The organism is Stenotrophomonas sp. KH_029 (assembly GCF_057839765.1).
Genome location: NZ_CM174498.1, coordinates 3,658,857 through 3,678,238 on the forward strand (window position 1 = coordinate 3,658,857; position 19,382 = coordinate 3,678,238).

At 67.0% G+C, this 19,382-nt stretch carries 19 protein-coding genes; 9 read left to right on the forward strand and 10 right to left on the reverse strand.

The window, feature by feature from the left end:
- Window positions 1–23: 23 nt before the first annotated feature.
- Complete coding sequence (locus tag AC3ITM_RS16360) at window positions 24–455, reverse strand: CBS domain-containing protein (RefSeq protein ID WP_228885314.1); 432 nt, start codon at window positions 453–455, stop codon at window positions 24–26.
- 382 nt (window positions 456–837) lie between these two features.
- Window positions 838–2,679: a glutamine--fructose-6-phosphate transaminase (isomerizing) gene (gene glmS, locus AC3ITM_RS16365; protein ID WP_489266526.1), complete on the reverse strand. Its 1,842-nt coding sequence runs from the start codon at window positions 2,677–2,679 to the stop codon at window positions 838–840.
- A gap of 205 nt (window positions 2,680–2,884) precedes the next feature.
- Between glmS and AC3ITM_RS16370 the strand changes: the two genes are divergently transcribed.
- The 8 genes from AC3ITM_RS16370 (at window position 2,885) to AC3ITM_RS16405 (ending at window position 11,341) form a co-directional block, all read left to right on the forward strand.
- Window positions 2,885–4,153 carry an efflux RND transporter periplasmic adaptor subunit gene (locus AC3ITM_RS16370; RefSeq protein WP_489266527.1) on the forward strand — a complete coding sequence of 423 codons (1,269 nt, stop codon included), beginning with the start codon at window positions 2,885–2,887 and terminating at the stop codon, window positions 4,151–4,153.
- A gap of 28 nt (window positions 4,154–4,181) precedes the next feature.
- On the forward strand, window positions 4,182–4,913 hold the full coding sequence (locus AC3ITM_RS16375) for an ABC transporter ATP-binding protein (RefSeq protein ID WP_228885311.1): 732 nt from the start codon (window positions 4,182–4,184) through the stop codon (window positions 4,911–4,913).
- Window positions 4,914–4,920: 7 nt separating this feature from the next.
- Window positions 4,921–6,222, forward strand: a complete 1,302-nt coding sequence (locus AC3ITM_RS16380; RefSeq protein ID WP_489266529.1) for an ABC transporter permease — start codon at window positions 4,921–4,923, stop codon at window positions 6,220–6,222.
- Window positions 6,223–6,238: 16 nt separating this feature from the next.
- On the forward strand, window positions 6,239–7,459 hold the full coding sequence (locus AC3ITM_RS16385; RefSeq protein ID WP_489266531.1) for an ABC transporter permease: 1,221 nt from the start codon (window positions 6,239–6,241) through the stop codon (window positions 7,457–7,459).
- Window position 7,460: 1 nt separating this feature from the next.
- Window positions 7,461–7,874, forward strand: coding sequence for a PDZ domain-containing protein (locus tag AC3ITM_RS16390; protein WP_489266532.1), 414 nt, complete (start codon window positions 7,461–7,463; stop codon window positions 7,872–7,874).
- 79 nt (window positions 7,875–7,953) lie between these two features.
- Window positions 7,954–9,297 (forward strand): sigma-54-dependent transcriptional regulator, encoded by a 1,344-nt coding sequence (locus AC3ITM_RS16395; protein WP_489266534.1) that lies wholly within the window; start codon window positions 7,954–7,956, stop codon window positions 9,295–9,297.
- Window positions 9,294–10,649, forward strand: coding sequence for a sensor histidine kinase (locus tag AC3ITM_RS16400; RefSeq protein WP_489266535.1), 1,356 nt, complete (start codon window positions 9,294–9,296; stop codon window positions 10,647–10,649). Before AC3ITM_RS16395 ends, AC3ITM_RS16400 begins: the two co-directional genes overlap by 4 nt.
- 155 nt (window positions 10,650–10,804) lie before the next feature.
- A complete protein-coding gene (locus AC3ITM_RS16405) occupies window positions 10,805–11,341 on the forward strand; it encodes a hypothetical protein (protein ID WP_489266537.1) in 537 nt (178 codons plus the stop codon).
- Window positions 11,342–11,381: 40 nt separating this feature from the next.
- On the opposite strand, the gene glmU is transcribed toward AC3ITM_RS16405, so the two are convergent.
- Complete coding sequence (glmU, locus tag AC3ITM_RS16410) at window positions 11,382–12,752, reverse strand: bifunctional UDP-N-acetylglucosamine diphosphorylase/glucosamine-1-phosphate N-acetyltransferase GlmU (RefSeq protein ID WP_489266539.1); 1,371 nt, start codon at window positions 12,750–12,752, stop codon at window positions 11,382–11,384.
- 84 nt (window positions 12,753–12,836) lie between these two features.
- Here glmU and AC3ITM_RS16415 point away from each other — a divergent pair, with 84 nt between their 5' ends.
- Window positions 12,837–13,220 (forward strand): GtrA family protein, encoded by a 384-nt coding sequence (locus tag AC3ITM_RS16415; protein ID WP_489266540.1) that lies wholly within the window; start codon window positions 12,837–12,839, stop codon window positions 13,218–13,220.
- Between the two features lie 49 nt (window positions 13,221–13,269).
- Here the strand turns inward: AC3ITM_RS16415 and AC3ITM_RS16420 are convergent, their stop codons facing one another.
- From AC3ITM_RS16420 to AC3ITM_RS16450, 7 genes are all read right to left on the reverse strand, one after another.
- Window positions 13,270–13,623, reverse strand: coding sequence for a hypothetical protein (locus tag AC3ITM_RS16420; protein WP_489266541.1), 354 nt, complete (start codon window positions 13,621–13,623; stop codon window positions 13,270–13,272).
- A gap of 240 nt (window positions 13,624–13,863) precedes the next feature.
- The gene (locus AC3ITM_RS16425) at window positions 13,864–14,286 is read right to left on the reverse strand and encodes a F0F1 ATP synthase subunit epsilon (RefSeq protein ID WP_228885302.1); all 423 of its coding nucleotides are present in this window, start codon (window positions 14,284–14,286) and stop codon (window positions 13,864–13,866) included.
- Between the two features lie 112 nt (window positions 14,287–14,398).
- On the reverse strand, window positions 14,399–15,805 hold the full coding sequence (gene atpD, locus AC3ITM_RS16430; RefSeq protein ID WP_121040078.1) for a F0F1 ATP synthase subunit beta: 1,407 nt from the start codon (window positions 15,803–15,805) through the stop codon (window positions 14,399–14,401).
- A 37-nt stretch (window positions 15,806–15,842) separates the two neighbouring features.
- Complete coding sequence (atpG, locus tag AC3ITM_RS16435) at window positions 15,843–16,706, reverse strand: F0F1 ATP synthase subunit gamma (protein WP_228885300.1); 864 nt, start codon at window positions 16,704–16,706, stop codon at window positions 15,843–15,845.
- Window positions 16,707–16,782: 76 nt separating this feature from the next.
- Window positions 16,783–18,330: a F0F1 ATP synthase subunit alpha gene (gene atpA / locus AC3ITM_RS16440; RefSeq protein WP_228885299.1), complete on the reverse strand. Its 1,548-nt coding sequence runs from the start codon at window positions 18,328–18,330 to the stop codon at window positions 16,783–16,785.
- A gap of 44 nt (window positions 18,331–18,374) precedes the next feature.
- On the reverse strand, window positions 18,375–18,902 hold the full coding sequence (locus AC3ITM_RS16445; RefSeq protein ID WP_228885298.1) for a F0F1 ATP synthase subunit delta: 528 nt from the start codon (window positions 18,900–18,902) through the stop codon (window positions 18,375–18,377).
- Between the two features lie 3 nt (window positions 18,903–18,905).
- Window positions 18,906–19,376: a F0F1 ATP synthase subunit B gene (locus tag AC3ITM_RS16450; protein WP_228885297.1), complete on the reverse strand. Its 471-nt coding sequence runs from the start codon at window positions 19,374–19,376 to the stop codon at window positions 18,906–18,908.
- Window positions 19,377–19,382: the final 6 nt, after the last annotated feature.

Below are 19,382 nucleotides of genomic sequence, written 5' to 3' on the forward strand. Positions count from 1 at the left end.
CACGGTACCGGCCGTGCGCCGGCTCAGTGCGCGGCCAGGTAGATGTCCTGCAGCACCGCCTTTTCCAGTTCCAGTTCGCTGAGCAGGTTCTTGACGATATCGCCCAGGCTCAGGATCCCGACCAGTCTGGCGCCTTCGGTCACCATCAGATGGCGGTGGCGCGAGTAGGTCATCAGCGCCATCGCCTGCTTCAGCGTGGCATCCGGAGCGATGCCTTCCAGGCCCGCCGACGGCAAGCTGGAGATCACCCGACGACCGGCCTGCGGACCATCGTCGGCCAGGCTGCGCACGATGTCCTTCTCGGAAATGATCCGCACCGGGGCGTCGTCTTTCATCACCACCAGGGCAGCGATCTTGTGCGCGCTCATCTTGTGCGCGGCGGCACCGATGGTGTCCTCGACATCGATGGTGACGATTGCATCTTTCTTGGATTGCAGGAGTTCGCGGACGTTCATTCTTGTTTCCTGTTACAGGTTACTGAAGTCGAAAAGTGCGCCTGGTTACGTTCGAGGGCGGCAGCAGCATGCCCCCGGTCAACTCGATTCTACGACTGCACCGGTGCCCCTGAGTTTGCAATTCTGGGACGCATCGTCGTGGGAACTGCTTGACGACTCCGAGAATGGCACCGCGCGTAGAACCGTCGCTGAATGCCGCTGCTGGGCCAGGCTAAAGATCCGTTGTCGGCTGCCGGTAGCCACGCCATGGGGCGGATGCGCGTCTTTGGGCAGGCCGGGGAGCCACCCATGGGGTGGCTCTAGCGGGTGAACGTACAAAAAAAGGGTGGCCCTGCAGGGGCCACCCTTTGTGCGCATCAGCGCGGCTGCACCGACCGACGCGTCACTCCACCGTCACGCTCTTGGCCAGGTTGCGCGGCTTGTCCACGTCGGTGCCGCGTGCCAGGGCGGTGTGGTAGGCCAGCAGCTGCACCGGGATGGTGTGCACCACCGGGCTGAGCACGCCGGCATGGCGCGGGGTGCGGATCACGTGCACGCCTTCGGACTCGACGAAATTGCTGTCCTGGTCGGCGAACACGAACAGCTCGCCGCCCCGTGCGCGCACTTCCTGCATGTTGGATTTGACCTTCTCCAGCAGGCTGTCGTTGGGCGCGATCACCACCACCGGCATGTCCTCGTCCACCAGCGCCAGCGGGCCGTGCTTGAGCTCGCCGGCCGGGTAGGCCTCGGCGTGTATGTAGGTGATTTCCTTGAGCTTGAGCGCGCCTTCCAGCGCGATCGGGTAATGCAGGCCGCGGCCCAGGAACAGCGCGCTGCTCTTGCGCGCGAAACGCTCGGCCCAGATCGCGATCTGCGGCTCCATGTTCAACGCATGCTGCACGCTGCCCGGCAGGAAGCGCAGCTGCTCCAGGTAATCCGCTTCCTGCGCGGCGTCGATGCGGCCGTGCAGCTTGCCCAGCACCATGGTCAGCTGGAACAACGCGGCCAGCTGGGTGGTGAACGCCTTGGTCGAGGCCACGCCGATCTCGGCGCCGGCACGGGTATAGCAGACCAGTTCGCTGGCGCGCGGGATCGCGCTTTCGGGCACGTTGCAGATCGACAGCGTGTGCCGGTGGCCCAGCGACTTGGCGTATTTCAGCGCCTCCATCGTGTCCAGGGTTTCACCGGACTGGGAGATGGTCACGATCAGGTGCTTCGGGTTGGCGTAGGCGGCGCGGTAGCGGTATTCGCTGGCGATTTCCACGCTGCACGGCAGGCCGGCGATCGCTTCGATCCAGTAGCGCGCGGTCAGCCCCGAGTAGTAGCTGGTGCCGCAGGCCAGGATCTGCACGCCCTCGATGCCCGACAGCACCGCTTCGGCGTTCTTGCCGAACAGTTCGGCCGGGAAGCCGCCGGCGTCGATCGCCGCTTCGATGGTGTCGGCCAACGCGCGCGGCTGCTCGTGGATTTCCTTCTGCATGAAGTGGCGGTAAGGCCCCAGCTCCAACGAGGCCAGCGACACGTCCGACAGGTGCACATCGCGCACCACCGGCTGGTCGTCCTGGTCGTACACCTGCACGCCATCCAGGCGGATTTCGGCGGTGTCGCCCTCTTCCAGGAAGATCACCCGGCGGGTGGCCGACAGGATCGCAGACACATCGGAGGCCACGAAGTTCTCGCCCTCGCCCAGGCCGACCAGCAACGGGCAGCCCATCCGCGCGCAGACGAAATGGTGCGGCTCGGCCCGGCTCATCACCGCCAGCGCATAGGCGCCGGTGAGTTCCTTGACCGTGCGCTGCAGCGCCGACAGCAGGCTGTCGCCCCCCTTGAGGTGGTGGTGCATCAGGTGCGCGATCACTTCGGTGTCGGTCTGCGACTCGAAGGTGTAGCCCAGCGCGCGCAGCTTCTCGCGCTGTTCTTCATGGTTTTCGATGATGCCGTTGTGCACCAGCGCCACGCCGTGGCTGATGTGCGGGTGCGCGTTGGCCTCGGTGACGCCACCGTGGGTGGCCCAGCGCGTGTGGCCGATGCCGAGCACCGAATCGAAGCCTTCGGCGGCGGCGGCCTTTTCCATTTCCGCCACGCGCCCGGTGCGGCGCACCCGGCGCAGGTCCGGCTGGGCCGGGCGCTGGTCGAGCACGGCGATGCCCGAGGAATCGTAGCCGCGGTATTCCAGCCGCTTCAGGCCCTCGATGAGTACCGGTACCACGTTGCGATGGGCGATCGCTCCCACAATGCCGCACATAGATTCTGATCCCTGCCGTTGAGTCCCGCATTCTAGCGTGGCCCCCGTGCGCGCCAGGGCGCTGCCGGCTTAACAAAAGTGTCCGCGCTACTGTCCGCGGACACGCGGACATCCGGGCACCTCCTGCAAGTGCTTGTTTCCAAAGGGCCAATACTTGGCACGCTGCCTGCTAACTATCCGGGCAACCCAACCGCGAACGAGCCCGATGATCCGCGACACTTCCGCCCAGGACCAGTCCCTCTCCGCTGCCGGCACGGCCGCCCCCTGGAAGCGCTGGCTGTGGCCGGCACTGGCCGCCCTGGTGGTGCTGCTGGCGATCGGCTTTGCCATCCGCGCCTGGCTGGGCGCCAGCCAGTCCTTCGACAGTGCCCGGGTGCGCATCGCCGAGGTCAAGCGCGGCGACATGGTCCGCGACATCGCCGCCGATGGCCGGGTGATCGCCGCCAACAGCCCGGTGCTGTATGCGATCTCGGCCGGCACGGTGACCCTCAAGGTGGTCGCCGGCGACGTGGTCAAGCAGGGCCAGGAACTGGCCGTGATCGACAGCCCGGAACTGCGCAGCAAGCTGGCCCAGGAACAGGCCACCCTGGCCGGGCTGGAAGCCGAGGCCGGGCGCGCCGGGCTGGACGCCACCCTGGCCCGCGCCACCGCACAGAAGGAAACCGACCAGGCCACCATCGACCGCCAGGCCGCCAGCCGCGACCTGGAACGCTATCAGCGCGGCTTCGACGGCGGCGCGGTGCCGCAGGTGGACGTGGCCAAGGCCGAGGACACCGTCAAGAAGTCCGAGATCCAGCTGCAGCATGCGCGCAAGGACGCCACCCTCAAGGCCCAGGGCGCCGACCTGGATGCGCGCAACAAGCGCCTGCTGGCCGACCGCCAGCGCGCGGTGGTGGCCGAGGTCGAACGCCAGGTCGATGCACTGACCCTGCGCGCGCCGTTCGATGGCCAGGTCGGCCAGGTCCAGGCCACCCAGCACACCAATGTCGCCATCAATGCGCCGATCCTGGGCGTGGTCGACCTGTCGCGCTTTGAAATCGAAATCAAGGTGCCCGAGAGCTTCGCCCGCGAACTGTCGCTGGGCATCCCGGCGCAGCTGACCAGCGGCAACGGCCAGCCCTTCCCCGGCGAGATCTCCGCCGTCTCCCCGGAAGTGGTGGCCGGCGAGGTCAACGCCCGCATCCGCTTCACCGACAAGCAGCCGCAGGGCCTGCGCCAGAGCCAGCGCATGCAGGCGCGGGTGGTGCTCGATACCCGCCGCAACGTGATCAAGGTCGAGCGCGGCCCGTTCGTCGAACAGGGCAACGGCCAGGTCTACGTGATGGACGGCAGCACCGCCGTGCGCCGTCCGGTCAAGCTCGGCGTGAGCAGCCTGGGCGAAGTGGAAATCCTCTCTGGCCTGCAGCCCGGCGACCGCGTCGTGGTCTCCGGCAGCGATCTGTTCGGCGATGCCGAGCGCGTGTCCGTCAACTGAACCTTCTCGACTTCAAAAGGAAACCGTCATGCTGGAAATGCGTTCTGTCGCCAAAGTGTTCCGCACCGAACAGGTGGAAACCCACGCCCTGCGCTCGCTGGACCTGCACGTGCGCGAGGGGGAGTTCGTCGCCGTGACCGGTCCGTCCGGTTCGGGCAAGACCACCTTCCTCAACATCGCCGGCCTGCTGGAAACCTTCACCAGCGGCACCTACCTGCTCGATGGCCAGGATGTCAGCAAGCTCGGCGATGACGCCCGCAGCCGGCTGCGCAACCAGAAGATCGGCTTCATCTTCCAGGGCTTCAACCTGATCTCGGACCTGAACCTGTTCGACAACGTCGATGTGCCGCTGCGTTACCGCGGCATGCCGGCGGCCGAACGCCGGCAGCGCATCGAGCATGCGCTGGGCCAGGTCGGGCTGGGCTCGCGGATGAAGCACTATCCGGCCGAACTGTCCGGCGGCCAGCAGCAGCGCGCCGCGATCGCGCGTGCGCTGGCCGGCAGCCCGCGCCTGCTGCTGGCCGACGAACCGACCGGCAACCTGGACAGCCAGATGGCGCGCGGGGTGATGGAGCTGCTGGAAGAGATCAACGCCGCCGGCACCACCATCGTGATGGTCACCCACGACCCGGAGCTGGCCGCGCGCGCCCAGCGCAACGTGCACATCGTCGATGGCCAGGCCACCGACCTGGTGCGCGAGCCGGTGCTGGGCACCCCGCGCGTGGCCCTGGCCACCGCCACTGCCACCGCCAACGACTGAGGCCGCCATGCTCGCCTACTACTTCCGCCTGGCCCTGCGCAGCTTCCGGCGCAACAAGGTACTGACCGCGCTGATGGTGATCGCCATCGCGCTGGGCATCGGCGCATCGATGACCACCCTGACCGTGTTCCACGTGCTGTCCGGCGACCCGATCCCGCAGAAGAGCGACCGCATCTTCGCCGTGCAGGTCGACCCGCGCCCGATGCTGGGCTACCAGCCCGGTGAGGAACCGGAAGACCAGATGACGCGTTTCGACGCCGAGTCGCTGCTGCGCGAGAAGCGCGCCAGCCGCCAGGCGGTAATGACCGGCGGCGGCATCACGGTGGAGCCGGACAAGGCCGCGCTGCGCCCGTTCGACACCGATGTGCGCTACACCTCCACCGATTTCTTCCCGATGTTCGACACGCCCTTCCTGTACGGCCGCGCCTGGCCGAGCACCGACGATGATGGCCGCGCCCGCGTGGCGGTGATTTCGCGCGAACTGAACCAGAAGCTGTTCGATGGCACCGACAGCGTCGGCAAGCCGATACGCATGGACGGGCATACCTTCACCGTAGTCGGCGTGCTGGACGAATGGAACCCGAACCCGCACTTCTACGACCTGGAAACCGGCAAGTACGGCAGTGCCGAGGACGTCTTCCTGCCGTTCTCCACGGCGATGGAACTCAAGCTGGGCCGCAACGGCAACATGAACTGCTGGGGCAACAGCAACGGCGAGGAAACCGCGCTCAACGCGCCCTGCACCTGGCTGCAGTACTGGGTCGAGCTGGACTCGGCCAGCGGCGCCGCCGACTACCGTGCCTACCTGGAGAACTACTCCACCCAGCAGAAGGCCGCCGGCCGTTTCCAGCGCGCGCCCAATGTGCGCCTGCGCAACGTGATGGCGTGGCTGGACTACAAGCAGGTGGTGCCCGGCGACGTGCGCCTGCAGCTGTGGCTGGCGCTGGGCTTCCTGCTGGTCTGCCTGATCAATACGGTCGGCCTGCTGCTGGCCAAGTTCCTGCGCCGCAGCGGCGAGATCGGCGTGCGCCGTGCGCTGGGCGCCAGCCGCGGGCAGATCTTCCTGCAGTCGCTGGTGGAAGCCGGCACGGTCGGCCTGGCCGGTGGCGTGCTCGGCTTGGGGCTGGCGATGCTGGGCCTGTACGCGGTGCGCCAGCAACCGGTGGACTACGCCAAGCTGGCCACCCTGGACGGGCCGATGCTGCTGCTCGCCTTCGGCCTGACCCTGGCCGCCAGCCTGCTGGCCGGCTTCCTGCCGGCCCTGCGCGCCATGCAGGTCACCCCTGCCATCCAACTCAAATCGCAGTAAGGATCCGGAGCACACCATGGATATCCGTCCCATCCTGTCCACACTGCGCCGGCACAAGACCGCCGCCGCCCTGATCGTGCTGGAGATCGCGCTGACCTGCGCCATCGTCTGCAACGCGTTGTTCCTGATCGGCCAGCGGATCGAAACGATCAGCCAGCCCAGCGGCATCGCTGAAAAGGAACTGCTGGAAGTGCGCCTGGGCGGCATCGGCAAGCAGGTCAATGCCGAAGCCCGCACCCGTGAAGACCTGGCCGCGCTGCGCAGCGTGCCGGGGGTCAAGAGCGTGGTGCCGATCAACCAGTTGCCGTTCCGGCGCAACTCCTGGAACACCGGCCTGTCGCTGGTCCCGGACCAGGAACGGCAGACGCTGAGCGCCTCGCAGTTCTTCGCCAGCGAAGGCACCCTGGACACCATGGGGCTGGAACTGATCGGTGGCCGCGACTTCCAGCCCGACGAGTACCGCAACCTGGAATCGGTGATCGCCGACAACTCGCTGGAATCCACCGGCACTTCGGCCATCCTCAGCCAGGCCGCCGCGCTCAAGCTGTACCCCGACGGCAGCGCGCTGGGCAAGACCGTCTACAGCGGCCGCGAGCCGCTGCGGGTGGTCGGCGTGGTCAAGGAGCTGGCGCGCCCGTCGAAGATGGACAACGACACCCGCTACTCGATGATCCTGCCGCTGCGGGTCACCTACGTGGAAGGCTTCTACCTGATCCGGGTCACCGACCCGGCCCGTCGCGACGAGGTGCTCAACGCCGCCGTGGCGGCGCTGGAAAAGGTCGATCCGAGCCGGTTGGTGCGCGCCAAGCGCAGCTATGAAGAGCAGCGCAACAAATACTTCGCCAACGACCGTGCGATGGTCGGCCTGCTGGTCACCGTGTGCGTGGCACTGCTGGTGGTGACCGCGCTGGGCATCATCGGCCTGGCCAGCTTCTGGGTGCAGCAGCGCACCAAGCAGATTGGCATCCGCCGTGCGCTGGGCGCCACCCGCGGGCAGATCCTGCGTTACTTCCAGACCGAGAACTTCCTGCTGGCCACGGTCGGGATCGTGCTGGGCATGTTGATGGCCTACTCCATCAACCTGTGGCTGATGAATGCCTACGAGCTGCCGCGCATGCCGATCAGCTACCTGCCCATCGGTGCGCTGCTGTTGTGGCTGCTCGGGCAGATCGCGGTGTTCGGCCCGGCCCATCGCGCCGCGGCGGTGCCCCCGGCCGTGGCCACCCGGAGCGCATGACATGGGCCTGCGCAGCGCATCGGCCGTGTTGCTGTCACTGCTGCTGGCCACCGCTGCCAGCGCCGGCACCACCACTACCACCACGCGTACCGAAACCTCGCGCCTGGACTGGCGCGAGCAGGGCCTGCACCTGGCCATCGAGGCCAGCCAGGGCGTGGTATTCGTGCGCCACGCCGAGCCGGCCGGGCATTTCGGCCTGCGCGTCGGCGACCGCGTGCTGCAGGTAGGTACACAGCCGGTACGCCGCATCGATGACCTGACCACGGCGCTGGCGCGCAGCGGCCACCCCAGCGTGGCGGTCACGGTGCTGCGCGATGGCCGCCGGCTGAGCGTGCCGGTGGCCACTGGGGCCTGGCACGGCGTACTGCCCCCGGCCCCGCCGGCACCGCCCGCCCGGCCGGCGCCGCAGCGATGATTACCGGCGGCGGGCAGCACTGCCCGCCGGCCCGGCGCTCCGGTACTCTTGCCCCCATCCTTCCGCCCTTCGTTGCCGCATGCCTTCGATCCTGATCATTGACGACAACGCCAGCGTCGGCACCGCGCTGGAAGTGCTGTTCTCGCTGCACGACATCGATGCCCTGCATGCGCTGTCGCCCGAGGCCGGGCTGGCGCTGCTGGCCCAGCAGCCGGTGGACCTGGTGATCCAGGACATGAACTTCACCGAGGACACCACCTCCGGCGAGGAAGGCGAAGCCCTGTTCCAGCAGATCCGCGCGCACCACCCGGACCTGCCGGTAATCCTGCTCACCGCCTGGACGCAGTTGAGCAGCGCGGTGGACCTGGTCAAGGCCGGCGCCGCCGATTACCTGGCCAAGCCCTGGGACGACCGCAAGCTGCTGACCACGGTCAACAACCTGCTGGAGCTGTCCGAAACCCGGCGCGAACTGGACCGTCGCCGCGAACGCGAACAGCGCAACCGCACTGCGCTGGAAGCACGCTACGACCTGCGCGGCGCGGTGGTCGCCGACCCGGCCAGCGAACGCGTGGTCAGCCTGGCCTGCCAGGTCGCACGTTCGGAACTGCCGGTGCTGATCACCGGCCCCAACGGGGCGGGCAAGGAGAAGATCGCCGAGATCATCCAGGCCAATTCGCTGGTGGCCAAGGGTGCGTTCGTGGCCCTGAACTGCGGCGCCATTCCCGCCGAACTGATCGAAGCCGAGCTGTTCGGCAGCGAGGCCGGCGCCTACACCGGCGCCAACAAGGCGCGCGAAGGCAAGTTCGAGGCCGCCGATGGCGGCACCCTGTTCCTGGATGAAATCGGCAACCTGTCGCTGGGTGGGCAGATGAAACTGCTGCGCGTGCTGGAAACCGGTCGTTTCGAACGGCTGGGCTCCAACCGCGAACGCCAGGTCAAGGTGCGGGTGATCAGCGCCACCAACGCCGACCTGCCGGCGATGATCCGCGACGGCCAGTTCCGCGAGGATCTGTACTACCGCCTCAACACCATCGAACTGGCCTTGCCGCCGCTGGCCGAACGACCCGGCGACATCCTGCCGCTGGCCGAGCGTTTCCTCGGCGACGGCAAGCCGCTGTCCAGCGCCGCCGCCAGCGCCCTGCAGCGGCACGGCTGGCCGGGCAACGTGCGCGAGCTGCGCAACGTGATCCAGCGCGCCGCGCTGCTGGCCCAGGGTGCGCGCATCGAGGTGGCCGACCTCAACCTGCCGCGCGCGGCCAGCGGTGCGCGCGCGGTCGGCCCGGTGGTCGATCCGGACCGCGGCCTGATCGAATCGGCGCTGGCCCGCAACCACGGCATCATCGCCCAGACCGCCGCCGAACTCGGGCTCAGCCGCCAGGCGCTGTACCGGCGCATGGACCGCTACGGCATCCCGCGCGAATGAAGCGCAGCTCGTTCACCTTCCGACTGTTCCTGCGCCTGCTGCCGGTGCTGGCGCTGGCCGCCGCCCTGCCGTGGGCGCTGGCGTTCTGGATGGACCATGGCTGGGCGGTGGCGTTGATTTCCGCCGCCATACTGCTCGCGCTGATGTGGTGGAGCCTGCGCCGGGCCACCGCGCCGGTCCGTTCGCTGTTGCGCGCCCTGTCGGGCACCACCAGCAGCTACCGCGACGGCGAGTACAACTTCAGCGTGTACTGGCCCGGCAACGACGAGCTGGGCGACCTGGTGCAGGCGCACCGCGAGCTGGGCGACGTGCTGCGCGAACAACGCCAGGGCCTGGTGCAGCGCGAACTGCTGCTGGACACCATGGTGCAGAACACCCCGGTGGCGATGCTGCTGCTGGCCAATGGCGGCGACGGCATCCAGCGCGTGGTGTTTTCAAACCTGGCCGCGCGCAAGCTGCTGCACCACGGCTGGAAGCTGGAAGGCCAGCGCATGCAGGACGTGCTGGAAACGCTGCCGCCGGAACTGCGCGATGCGATCGCGCGCGGCGGCGACAGCCTGTTCGCGGTGCGCGGCAGCGGCGATGACAGTCCCGACGACGATGAGGATGACGAACAGATCTACCACCTGTCGCGGCGCAACTTCCATCTCAACGGGCGCCCCCACGACCTGCTGCTGATCCGCCTGTTGACCGCCGAACTGCGCCGGCAGGAAGTGCAGACCTGGAAGAAGGTGATCCGGGTGATCAGCCACGAGCTCAACAACTCGCTGGCACCGATCGCCTCGCTGGCCCATTCCGGGGGCGAGCTGGTCCGGCGCGGCCGGACCGAGCGGCTGGAAGAAGTGTTCGGCACCATCGAGGAGCGCGCGCGCCACCTGGAGGGCTTCATCCGCGGCTATGCGCGCTTTGCCAAGTTGCCGCAGCCGCAGCTGCAGAACATGCAGTGGCTGCAGTTCCTGACCGGCCTGCAGCACCAGATCCCGTTCCGCATGCAGGGCATCGCCGAGGACCTGTACAGCCGCGTGGATATCGCCCAGCTCGGCCAGGCCCTGCTCAACCTGCTCAAGAACGCGCACGAAGCCTGCGCCGAGGCCGAGCCGGCCAACGACGATGTCGAACTGCGCCTGACCCGGCTGCCGCAATGGCTGCGGCTGGAAGTGCTCGACCGTGGCAAGGGCATGAACGAAGCGGTGCTGCAGAACGCGCTGATGCCGTTCTATTCGACCAAGCGCAATGGCACCGGGCTGGGGCTGGCGCTGACCCGCGAGATCGTCGAGGCCCACGGTGGGCGCGTCTCGCTGCAGAACCGCCGCGAAGGCGGCTTGTGCGTGGCGATCTTCCTGCCCACGTAGGACACGTTTCGTTTCAGCACCACGTTGTCCGAGCATGGCTCGGACCTACCGGGTGGACATCACAAAACCGCCGCTTTCGTCCTGTTCCGAAGCCGGCACGGCAACGCGGCAGGCGATCATGGCCGCGCCACTTCCGGCCGCTGATCGAGTCGACCATGCACCACCGCCTGCTGATGCTGTTCGCCGTCCTGCTGTTGCAGGCCCTGCCCGCGCGCGCGCAGGACAATGCCTTCTCGGTGCAGACCCACTACACCCAGGAGGTCGTCTCGATCACACCGCTGCGCATCGCCTACACCTTGAGCGGCTACGGGCGCTACGCACCAACCGACTTCAGCGCGCTGCGCCTCAGTGGCGAGGCCGTGTTGGTGTTTGCCTATGCCGACAGCGTGGCCCAGGTGCATGCCGAGCAACTGCAGGTGGCGCCCGACCAGGGCGCCTATCACTGGCGCTACCCGGCCTGGTCGGCGCCGGCTGCTGGTACCGCAGTGGCCTCGATACAGGGCGAAGTGGAAGCCGGGTTCAAGGTATTCTTCCAGCACGGCAGCGACGGCCGCTGGCCATTGCAGACACGGTTTGTGGTGACCTTCGATCCGGCCGTGGACTACGATCCTGCCCGGGTACATCTGCAGGTGGTCTATCTCAAGGCCGGGCCGATCGCCCCGCATATCGACGTGTTCAGCGCCCTGCCATGAGCCGGCACCTGGCGCGGTGATTGCCGCGCCGCAGTGCTGCTCAGGAGCTGCGCTTGGTCGGGCGCTTCCATCCCTCGATGGTCTGCTGGCGGGCACGCGCCACGGTCAGCTGGCCCTCCGGTGCGCTGCGGGTGATCACCGAGCCGGCCGCGATGGTCGCGCCCTCGCCGATCACCACCGGCGCCACCAGCGAACTGTTGGAGCCGATGAAGGCGTTGTCGCCGATCGTGGTCTGCGACTTGTTCACCCCGTCGTAGTTGCAGGTGATGGTACCGGCGCCGATGTTGACCTTGCTGCCGATCACCGCATCGCCCAGGTAGGTCAGGTGGTTGGCCTTGCTTCCCGGCCCCAGCGTGACCTTCTTGGTCTCCACGAAGTTGCCCACGTGCGCGCCGGCCGCCAGCACCGTACCCGGGCGCAGCCGCGCGAACGGGCCGATCTCGGCCGCGCCTTCGCTGACCACGCCATCCAGGTCGCAATGCGATTTGACCACGGTCCCGGCGGCCAGGGTGACGTCCTTGAGCCGGGTGAACGCCCCGATGCTGACCCCGTCGCCGAGTTCGACCCGGCCTTCCAGGATCACGTTGACGTCGATCTGCACGTCGCGGCCCACGCTCACCGTGCCACGGATGTCCAGCCGGGCCGGGTCCAGCACGCGCGCGCCCTGGGTGCACAGGGCGCGCACCTGGCGCAGCTGCCAGGCGCGCTCCAGCTGCGCCAGCTGCCAGGGGTCGTTGGCGCCCTCGGCTTCCTGCGGGTCCTGCACGAAGGCCATGTCGGCCGGGGTGTAGTCGTGGGCGGCGGCAGCGAATACGTCGGTGAGGTAATACTCGCCCTGGGCGTTGCGGTTGGACAGCTGCGACAACCAGGTGCGCAGCGCGGTCGATTCGGCGCTGATGATGCCGGTATTGATGGTGCGGATAGCGCGCTGTTCGTCGTTGGCATCCTTCTGCTCGACAATCGCCGCTACCCGGCCCTCGGCATTGCGCACGATCCGGCCATAGCCGGTGGCATCGGCGACTTCGGCCACCAGCACCGCCAGGCGGCCGGGCTGGGACAACAGGTGGCGCAGGGTATCGACCCGGATCAGCGGTACATCGCCGTACAGCACCAGCACCGTGGCGGCGTCGGGGACCTCGGGCATGGCCTGCAGCACCGCATGGCCGGTACCCAGCTGCTCGCGCTGCTGCGCCCAGCGCAGGTCGGGCTGATCGGCGAAGGCCTGCTGCACCGCTTCACCGCCATGGCCGTAGACCACGTGGATGGCAGCGGGCTGCAGTGCGCGCGCCGCGTCGATCACGTGCGCCAGCATCGGCCGCCCGGCAATGGGCTGCAGGACCTTGGGCAGCATCGATTTCATGCGTTTGCCGGCGCCGGCGGCGAGGATGATGACGTGCAGTGGCTGGGGCATGGGCAATCGCATTCCTGGGGAGCGTTGGGGGAATTCTAGTGCGGTCCCCGTTAACATGTGCGCTTCACCGCAGCGGCAGTACCCGTGAGCCTGATCCGCCAGGGAAGCAGTTATCTCGTCATCGGCCTGGTCCAGCTCGGCGTGGACTGGGCCGTATTCGTCGGTGCCAGCGCGCTGGGCATGCCGGTGGCCCCGGCCAACCTGCTCGGCCGCGTTTGCGGGATGCTGCTCGGGTTCTGGCTCAACGGCCGGCATACGTTCGCCCAGGCCGGTCAACAGCGGCTGGGCTGGAAGCGCTTTGCACGGTTCCTGGGGCTGTGGGCGATGCTGACGCTGGTCAGTACGCTGGCGCTGGACGCTGCCGCCAACCAGCTCGGCCTGCGCTATGCGTGGCTGGCCAAGCCGCTGGTCGAGGGCAGCCTGGCGGCCGTATCGTTCCTGCTGATGCGCCGGTTCGTCTACCGCTGAGCCTGCGCTTTACCGTCCGGGCGCCGGAAGGCGCCCGGACGCCATCAACTTACTCGCACTTCAGCGAGGCGACCACCTGGGTGAACTGGGTATTGGCGGCGGTGCAGCCGGCCTCCAGCGCCGCCTTGTCGTCCATGGCGGCCCACTGGGCCTTGGCCTGGTCCACGCCCTGCTGGAAGGCCGCGGCAACCTGCGGGTTGGACTTGTCGAAGCAGGCCTTCGCGCGCGCCAGATAGGCTTCGCAGACCTGCGGAAGGCCCGCGGTCGCCGGGGCGTCGGCTACCGCTGCCGGCGCGGTCGCTGCCGGGGTTGCCGCCGCTGCCGGGGCCGCCGCCTCTTCCTTCTTGCCACAACCGGCCAGGCCGGTGAGAACCACTGCGAGAATCAACGCCTTGTTGTACATGGATAGTCCTTTGTTGAACGGTGGGTGGTACTGGATGCCTGCATGGACAATTCCGGCCGCGCACGTCCGGGTGCATGGTGGGCAGTGCACTTCATAGCATCAAAGATCGGCACCGTCATCCCCAACGGCTGATTGCCTGCCGGGGCGCCGCCTGCCGCGGCGGCCATCCCATCGCGGCGGCGGGCACAAACAACAACGCCGGCATCATGCCGGCGTCGTCGGGTATTACCGTTGGTGCCCTCAGTGCTTGAGGGTCTTGCGCAGGCGCTCCAGCGCCTGCAGCTGGACCACCGCCTCGGCCAGCTTCTGCTGCGCCTCGGCCACGTCGATCGCTTCACCGCGGTTGGCCAGCATGCGCTCGGCTTCTTCCTTGGCCTTGCGCACCGACGCTTCGTCGATGTCCTGGGCGCGGATCGCGGTGTCGGCCAGCACGGTGACCACCTGCGGCTGCACCTCGAGGATGCCGCCGGAAATGGCGAAATCCAGCTGCTCGCCGCTCGGCGTGGTCACCACCACCTTGCCCGGCTTCAGGCGGGTGATCAGTGGCGCGTGCTTGGGCGCGATGCCCAGCTCGCCCAGCTCGCCGGTGGCCACGACCAGGGTCGCCTCACCACGGAAGATTTCCTGCTCGGCGCTGACGATGTCGCAACGAATGGTGCTCATGTAACTCTCTTCGCTAAGGGGCGGGCAGAGCCCACCGCAGGTATTCCGCAGCGGTGGGCGCAGGCCCACCCCGTGTCACGGTCGGGACGGGCGGGTGCCCGTCCCCGCCGCATCAGGCCTTCTCGGCCATCTTCTTGGCCTTCTCGACCGCTTCTTCGATGCTGCCGACCATGTAGAACGCCTGTTCCGGCAGGTGGTCGTACTCGCCATCGACGATGGCCTTGAAGCCACGGATGGTGTCCTTCAGCGACACGTACTTGCCCGGCGAGCCGGTGAACACTTCGGCCACGTGGAACGGCTGGCTGAAGAAACGCTCGATCTTGCGGGCGCGGGTCACGGCCTGCTTGTCTTCTTCGGACAGTTCGTCCATGCCCAGGATGGCGATGATGTCCTTCAGTTCCTTGTACTTCTGCAAGGTCTGCTGGACGCGCTGGGCGGTGTCGTAATGCTCGTGGCCGATCACCAGCGGATCCATCTGGCGGCTGGTCGAATCCAGCGGATCCACCGCCGGGTAGATACCCAGCGAGGCGATCGAACGCGACAGGGTCACGGTCGAATCCAGATGGGCGAAGGTGGTCGCCGGCGACGGATCGGTCAAGTCATCGGCCGGCACGTAGACGGCCTGGATCGAGGTGATCGAGCCATTCTTGGTCGAGGTGATGCGCTCCTGCAGGACGCCCATTTCCTCGGCCAGGGTCGGCTGGTAGCCCACGGCCGACGGCATGCGGCCCAGCAGTGCCGACACTTCGGTACCGGCCAGGGTGTAGCGGTAGATGTTGTCCACGAACAGCAGCACGTCCTTGCCCTTGCCGTTCTCATCCTTCTCGTCGCGGAAGTACTCGGCCATGGTCAGGCCGGTCAGCGCCACGCGCAGACGGTTGCCCGGCGGCTCGTTCATCTGGCCGTACACCATCGCGACCTTGTCCAGGACGTTGGAGTCCTTCATCTCGTGGTAGAAGTCGTTGCCCTCACGGGTACGCTCGCCCACGCCGGCGAACACCGACAGGCCGCTGTGCGCCTTGGCGATGTTGTTGATCAGCTCCATCATGTTGACGGTCTTGCCGACGCCGGCGCCGCCGAACAGGCCGACCTTGCCACCCTTGGCGAACGGGCACATCAGGTCGATCACCTTGATGCCGGTTTCCAGCAGCTCGGTGGCCGGGGACTGGTCTTCGTACGACGGGGCGGCACGGTGGATTTCCCAGGTGTCGCTGGCGGTGACCGGACCGGCTTCGTCGATCGGGCGACCCAGCACGTCCATGATGCGGCCCAGCGTACCGGCGCCGACCGGCACCGAGATGGCGCGCTCGGTGTTGGTGGCAACCAGGTTGCGCTTCAGGCCGTCGGTGGAGCCCAGCGCGATGCAACGGACCACGCCGTCACCGAGCTGCTGCTGCACTTCCAGCGTGATTTCGGTGTTGTCCACCTTCAGCGCGTGGTACACCTTCGGCACCGACTCGCGGGGGAATTCGACGTCGACGACGGCGCCGATGATCTGAACGATCTTGCCCTGACTCATTGCTGCAATCCTCTAATGTGTGCTTTGACTGTGCGCGTCAGACTGCTGCCGCGCCGCCGACGATTTCGGAGATTTCCTGGGTGATCGCTGCCTGCCGGGCCTTGTTGTAGACCAGCTGCAGGGTTCCGATCAGCTTGTTCGCGTTGTCGCTTGCCGACTTCATCGCGACCATGCGGGCTGCATGCTCGGACGCGACGTTTTCCAGAACCGCCTGGTACACCAGCGACTCGACGTAACGCGTCATCACGTGCTCCAGCACGGTCGCGGCGTCGGGTTCGTACAGGTAGTCCCAGTCGTGGTGCGCGATCTGCTTCTCAGCGGCCGGCAACGGCAGCAGCTGGTCGAAGCTGGCCTTCTGCGTCATCGTGTTGATGAAGCGGTTGTAGACCAGGTAGACGCGGTCGACCTTGCCCTCGGTGAACGCATCGAGCATCACCTTGATCACGCCGATCAGCTGTTCCAGGTGCGGCACATCGCCCATGTGGGTGACGCTGCCGACCATGTTGAGCTTGATCCGGCGGAAGAAGGTCGATGCCTTCTGGCCGATGGTCACCACGTCGACCTCCGCGCCCTTTTCCTGGTACTGGCGGACTTCGCCCAGCATCTTGCGGAACAGGTTGTTGTTCAGACCGCCGGCCAGGCCGCGGTCGGAGGAGATCACGATGTAACCAACCCGCTTGACCTCGTCGCGCTGGACCAGGAACGGATGCTGGTAGTCGGTGCTGGCCTGGGCCAGGTGACCGATCACCTGCTTCATCGCCTGCGCATACGGACGCGACGTCTTCATCCGCTCCTGCGCCTTGCGGATCTTGGAGGCCGAGACCATCTCGAGCGCGCGCGTCACCTTGCGGGTGTTCTGCACGCTCTTGATCTTGGTTTTGATTTCGCGTCCGCTTGCCATCTCTTATTCCCGTAGAGCGGGGCAGTGCCCCGCTTTCAATCCGTCCAGCGGGGCAGAGCCCCGCTCTACATGCGGCTTACCAGCTGCCGGTGGTCTTGAACTCGGAGATGCCCTGCTTGAAGGCCGCTTCGATGTCGTTGTCCCAACCGCCGGTGGCGTTGATCTTGCTGATCAGTTCGCCCTGGGTGTTGGCGAAGTGGGCGTGCAGGCCCTCTTCCAGCGCCAGCAGCTTGTTGACCGGCACGTCGTCGAGGTAACCCTCGTTGACCGCATAGATGGTCAGCGCCTGGTTGGCGATCGACATCGGGGCGTACTGCTTCTGCTTCATCAGTTCGGTGACGCGCTGACCGCGCTCGAGCTGCTTGCGGGTAGCTTCGTCCAGGTCCGAGGCGAACTGCGCGAACGCCGCCAGCTCACGGTACTGGGCCAGCGAGATACGGATGCCGCCGGACAGCTTCTTGATGATCTTGGTCTGGGCCGCACCACCGACGCGCGACACCGAGATACCGGCGTTCACGGCCGGGCGGATGCCCGAGTTGAACAGATCGGTTTCCAGGAAGATCTGGCCGTCGGTGATCGAGATCACGTTGGTCGGCACGAACGCGGACACGTCGCCGGCCTGGGTTTCGATGATCGGCAGCGCGGTGAGCGAGCCGGTCTTGCCCTTGACGGCGCCGTTGGTGAACTTCTCCACGTACTCTTCGGACACGCGGGCGGCGCGCTCGAGCAGGCGGGAGTGCAGGTAGAACACGTCGCCCGGGTAGGCTTCGCGGCCCGGCGGGCGCTTGAGCAGCAGCGAGATCTGGCGGTAGGCCACGGCCTGCTTGGACAGATCGTCGTACACGATCAGCGCGTCTTCGCCGCGGTCCATGAAGTACTCGCCCATGGTGCAGCCCGAGTAGGCGCTGATGTACTGCATCGCGGCCGATTCGGACGCGGTCGCAGCGACCACCACGGTGTGCGCCAGCGCGCCGTTTTCTTCCAGCTTGCGCACGATGTTGGCCACGGTCGAGGCCTTCTGGCCGATCGCAACGTACACGCACTTGATGCCGGTAGCCTTCTGGTTGATCACCGCATCGATGGCCAGGGCGGTCTTGCCGGTCTGGCGGTCGCCGATGACCAGCTCGCGCTGGCCGCGGCCGATCGGGATCATCGAGTCGACCGACTTGTAACCGGTCTGCACCGGCTGGTCGACCGACTTGCGCCAGATCACGCCCGGGGCAACGCGCTCGACCGGCGCGGTGGCCTTGGCGGCGATCGGGCCCTTGCCGTCGATCGGCTCGCCCAGCGCGTTGACCACGCGGCCGAGCATTTCCGGGCCGACCGGCACTTCCAGGATTCGCCCGGTGGTCTTGGCGATGTCGCCTTCGCGCAGCTGCTGGTAGTCACCCAGGACCACGGCGCCGACCGAGTCGCGCTCCAGGTTCAGGGCCAGGGCGAAGGTGTTGTTCGGCAGTTCGATCATTTCGCCCTGCATCACGTCGGCCAGACCGAAGATGCGCACGATGCCGTCGGACACGCTGGTCACGGTGCCTTCGTTGCGCGATTCCGCGGCCAGCTTGACCTTCTCGATGCGGTTCTTGATCAGTTCGCTGATTTCGGAGGGGTTGAGCGTGGTTGCCATCGTCAAGTCCTAGTGCCGGCGATCACGCCGGACGTTAAATGAATTCAGTTAGCGAGCGCGGTCTGCAGGCGCGACAGCTTGCCTTTGAGCGAGCCATCGATGACCACATCGCCAGCGTCGATCACGGCACCGCCGATCAGCGACGCATCGACCGCGGTCGTCACGTCCACCTCGCGGCCGAAGCGCTTGCGCAGCGCGGCCTTGATGGCGTCCAGTTCGGCGGCGGACAGGTCGGTGGCCGAGGTGACCGTGGCCTTGACCACGTGTTCGGCTTCAGCGCGCAGCTGGGTGTACATGCCGGCGATTTCCGGCAGCAGCGGCAGACGGTGCGCTTCGGCCAGGATGGCCAGGAAGCGACCAAAGCTCTCGCTGGACGATTCCGGGGCCAGCAACGCGACAGCATCGCCACGGTCCAGTTCCGGATTCGACAGCAAGGCCGCCACGCGCGGGTCGGCGGCTACATGGGCGGAGAACGCAAGCGCGTCCGACCACGGCGCGAACGTGCCTTCGTCGCGCGCGGTCGCGAACGCGGCGCGGGCATACGGGCGTGCAAGCGTGAGGGCCTGGCTCATCGATCAGATCTCCGATGCCAGCTCGTCGAGCAGCGCCTTGTGGGCGTTGGCATCGATTTCGCGCTTGAGCAGCTTTTCGGCACCGCTCACGGCCAGCGCGGAGACCTGCTTGCGCAGTTCCTCACGGGCACGGTTGGCGGCAGCCTCGATTTCAGCGTGGGCCAGATCTTTCTGGCGGTTCGCTTCGACGATGGCTTCATTCTTGGCGGCGTCAACGATCTGGTTGGCGCGGGCATGGGCCTGGTCGATGATCTCGTTGGCCTTGCTGCGCGCTTCCTTCAGTGCGTCGTTGACCTTTTCCTGCGCCTGGGCCAGATCCTTCTGGCTGCGGTCGGCAGCGGCGAGGCCTTCAGCGATCTTCTGCTGGCGCTCTTCGATGGCATTCATCAACGGCGGCCAGATCTTGGTCGCGATGATCCAGATCAGACCGGCAAAAGCCAGTGCCTGGGCAACGAGGGTAAAACCGATATCCATGGGGTT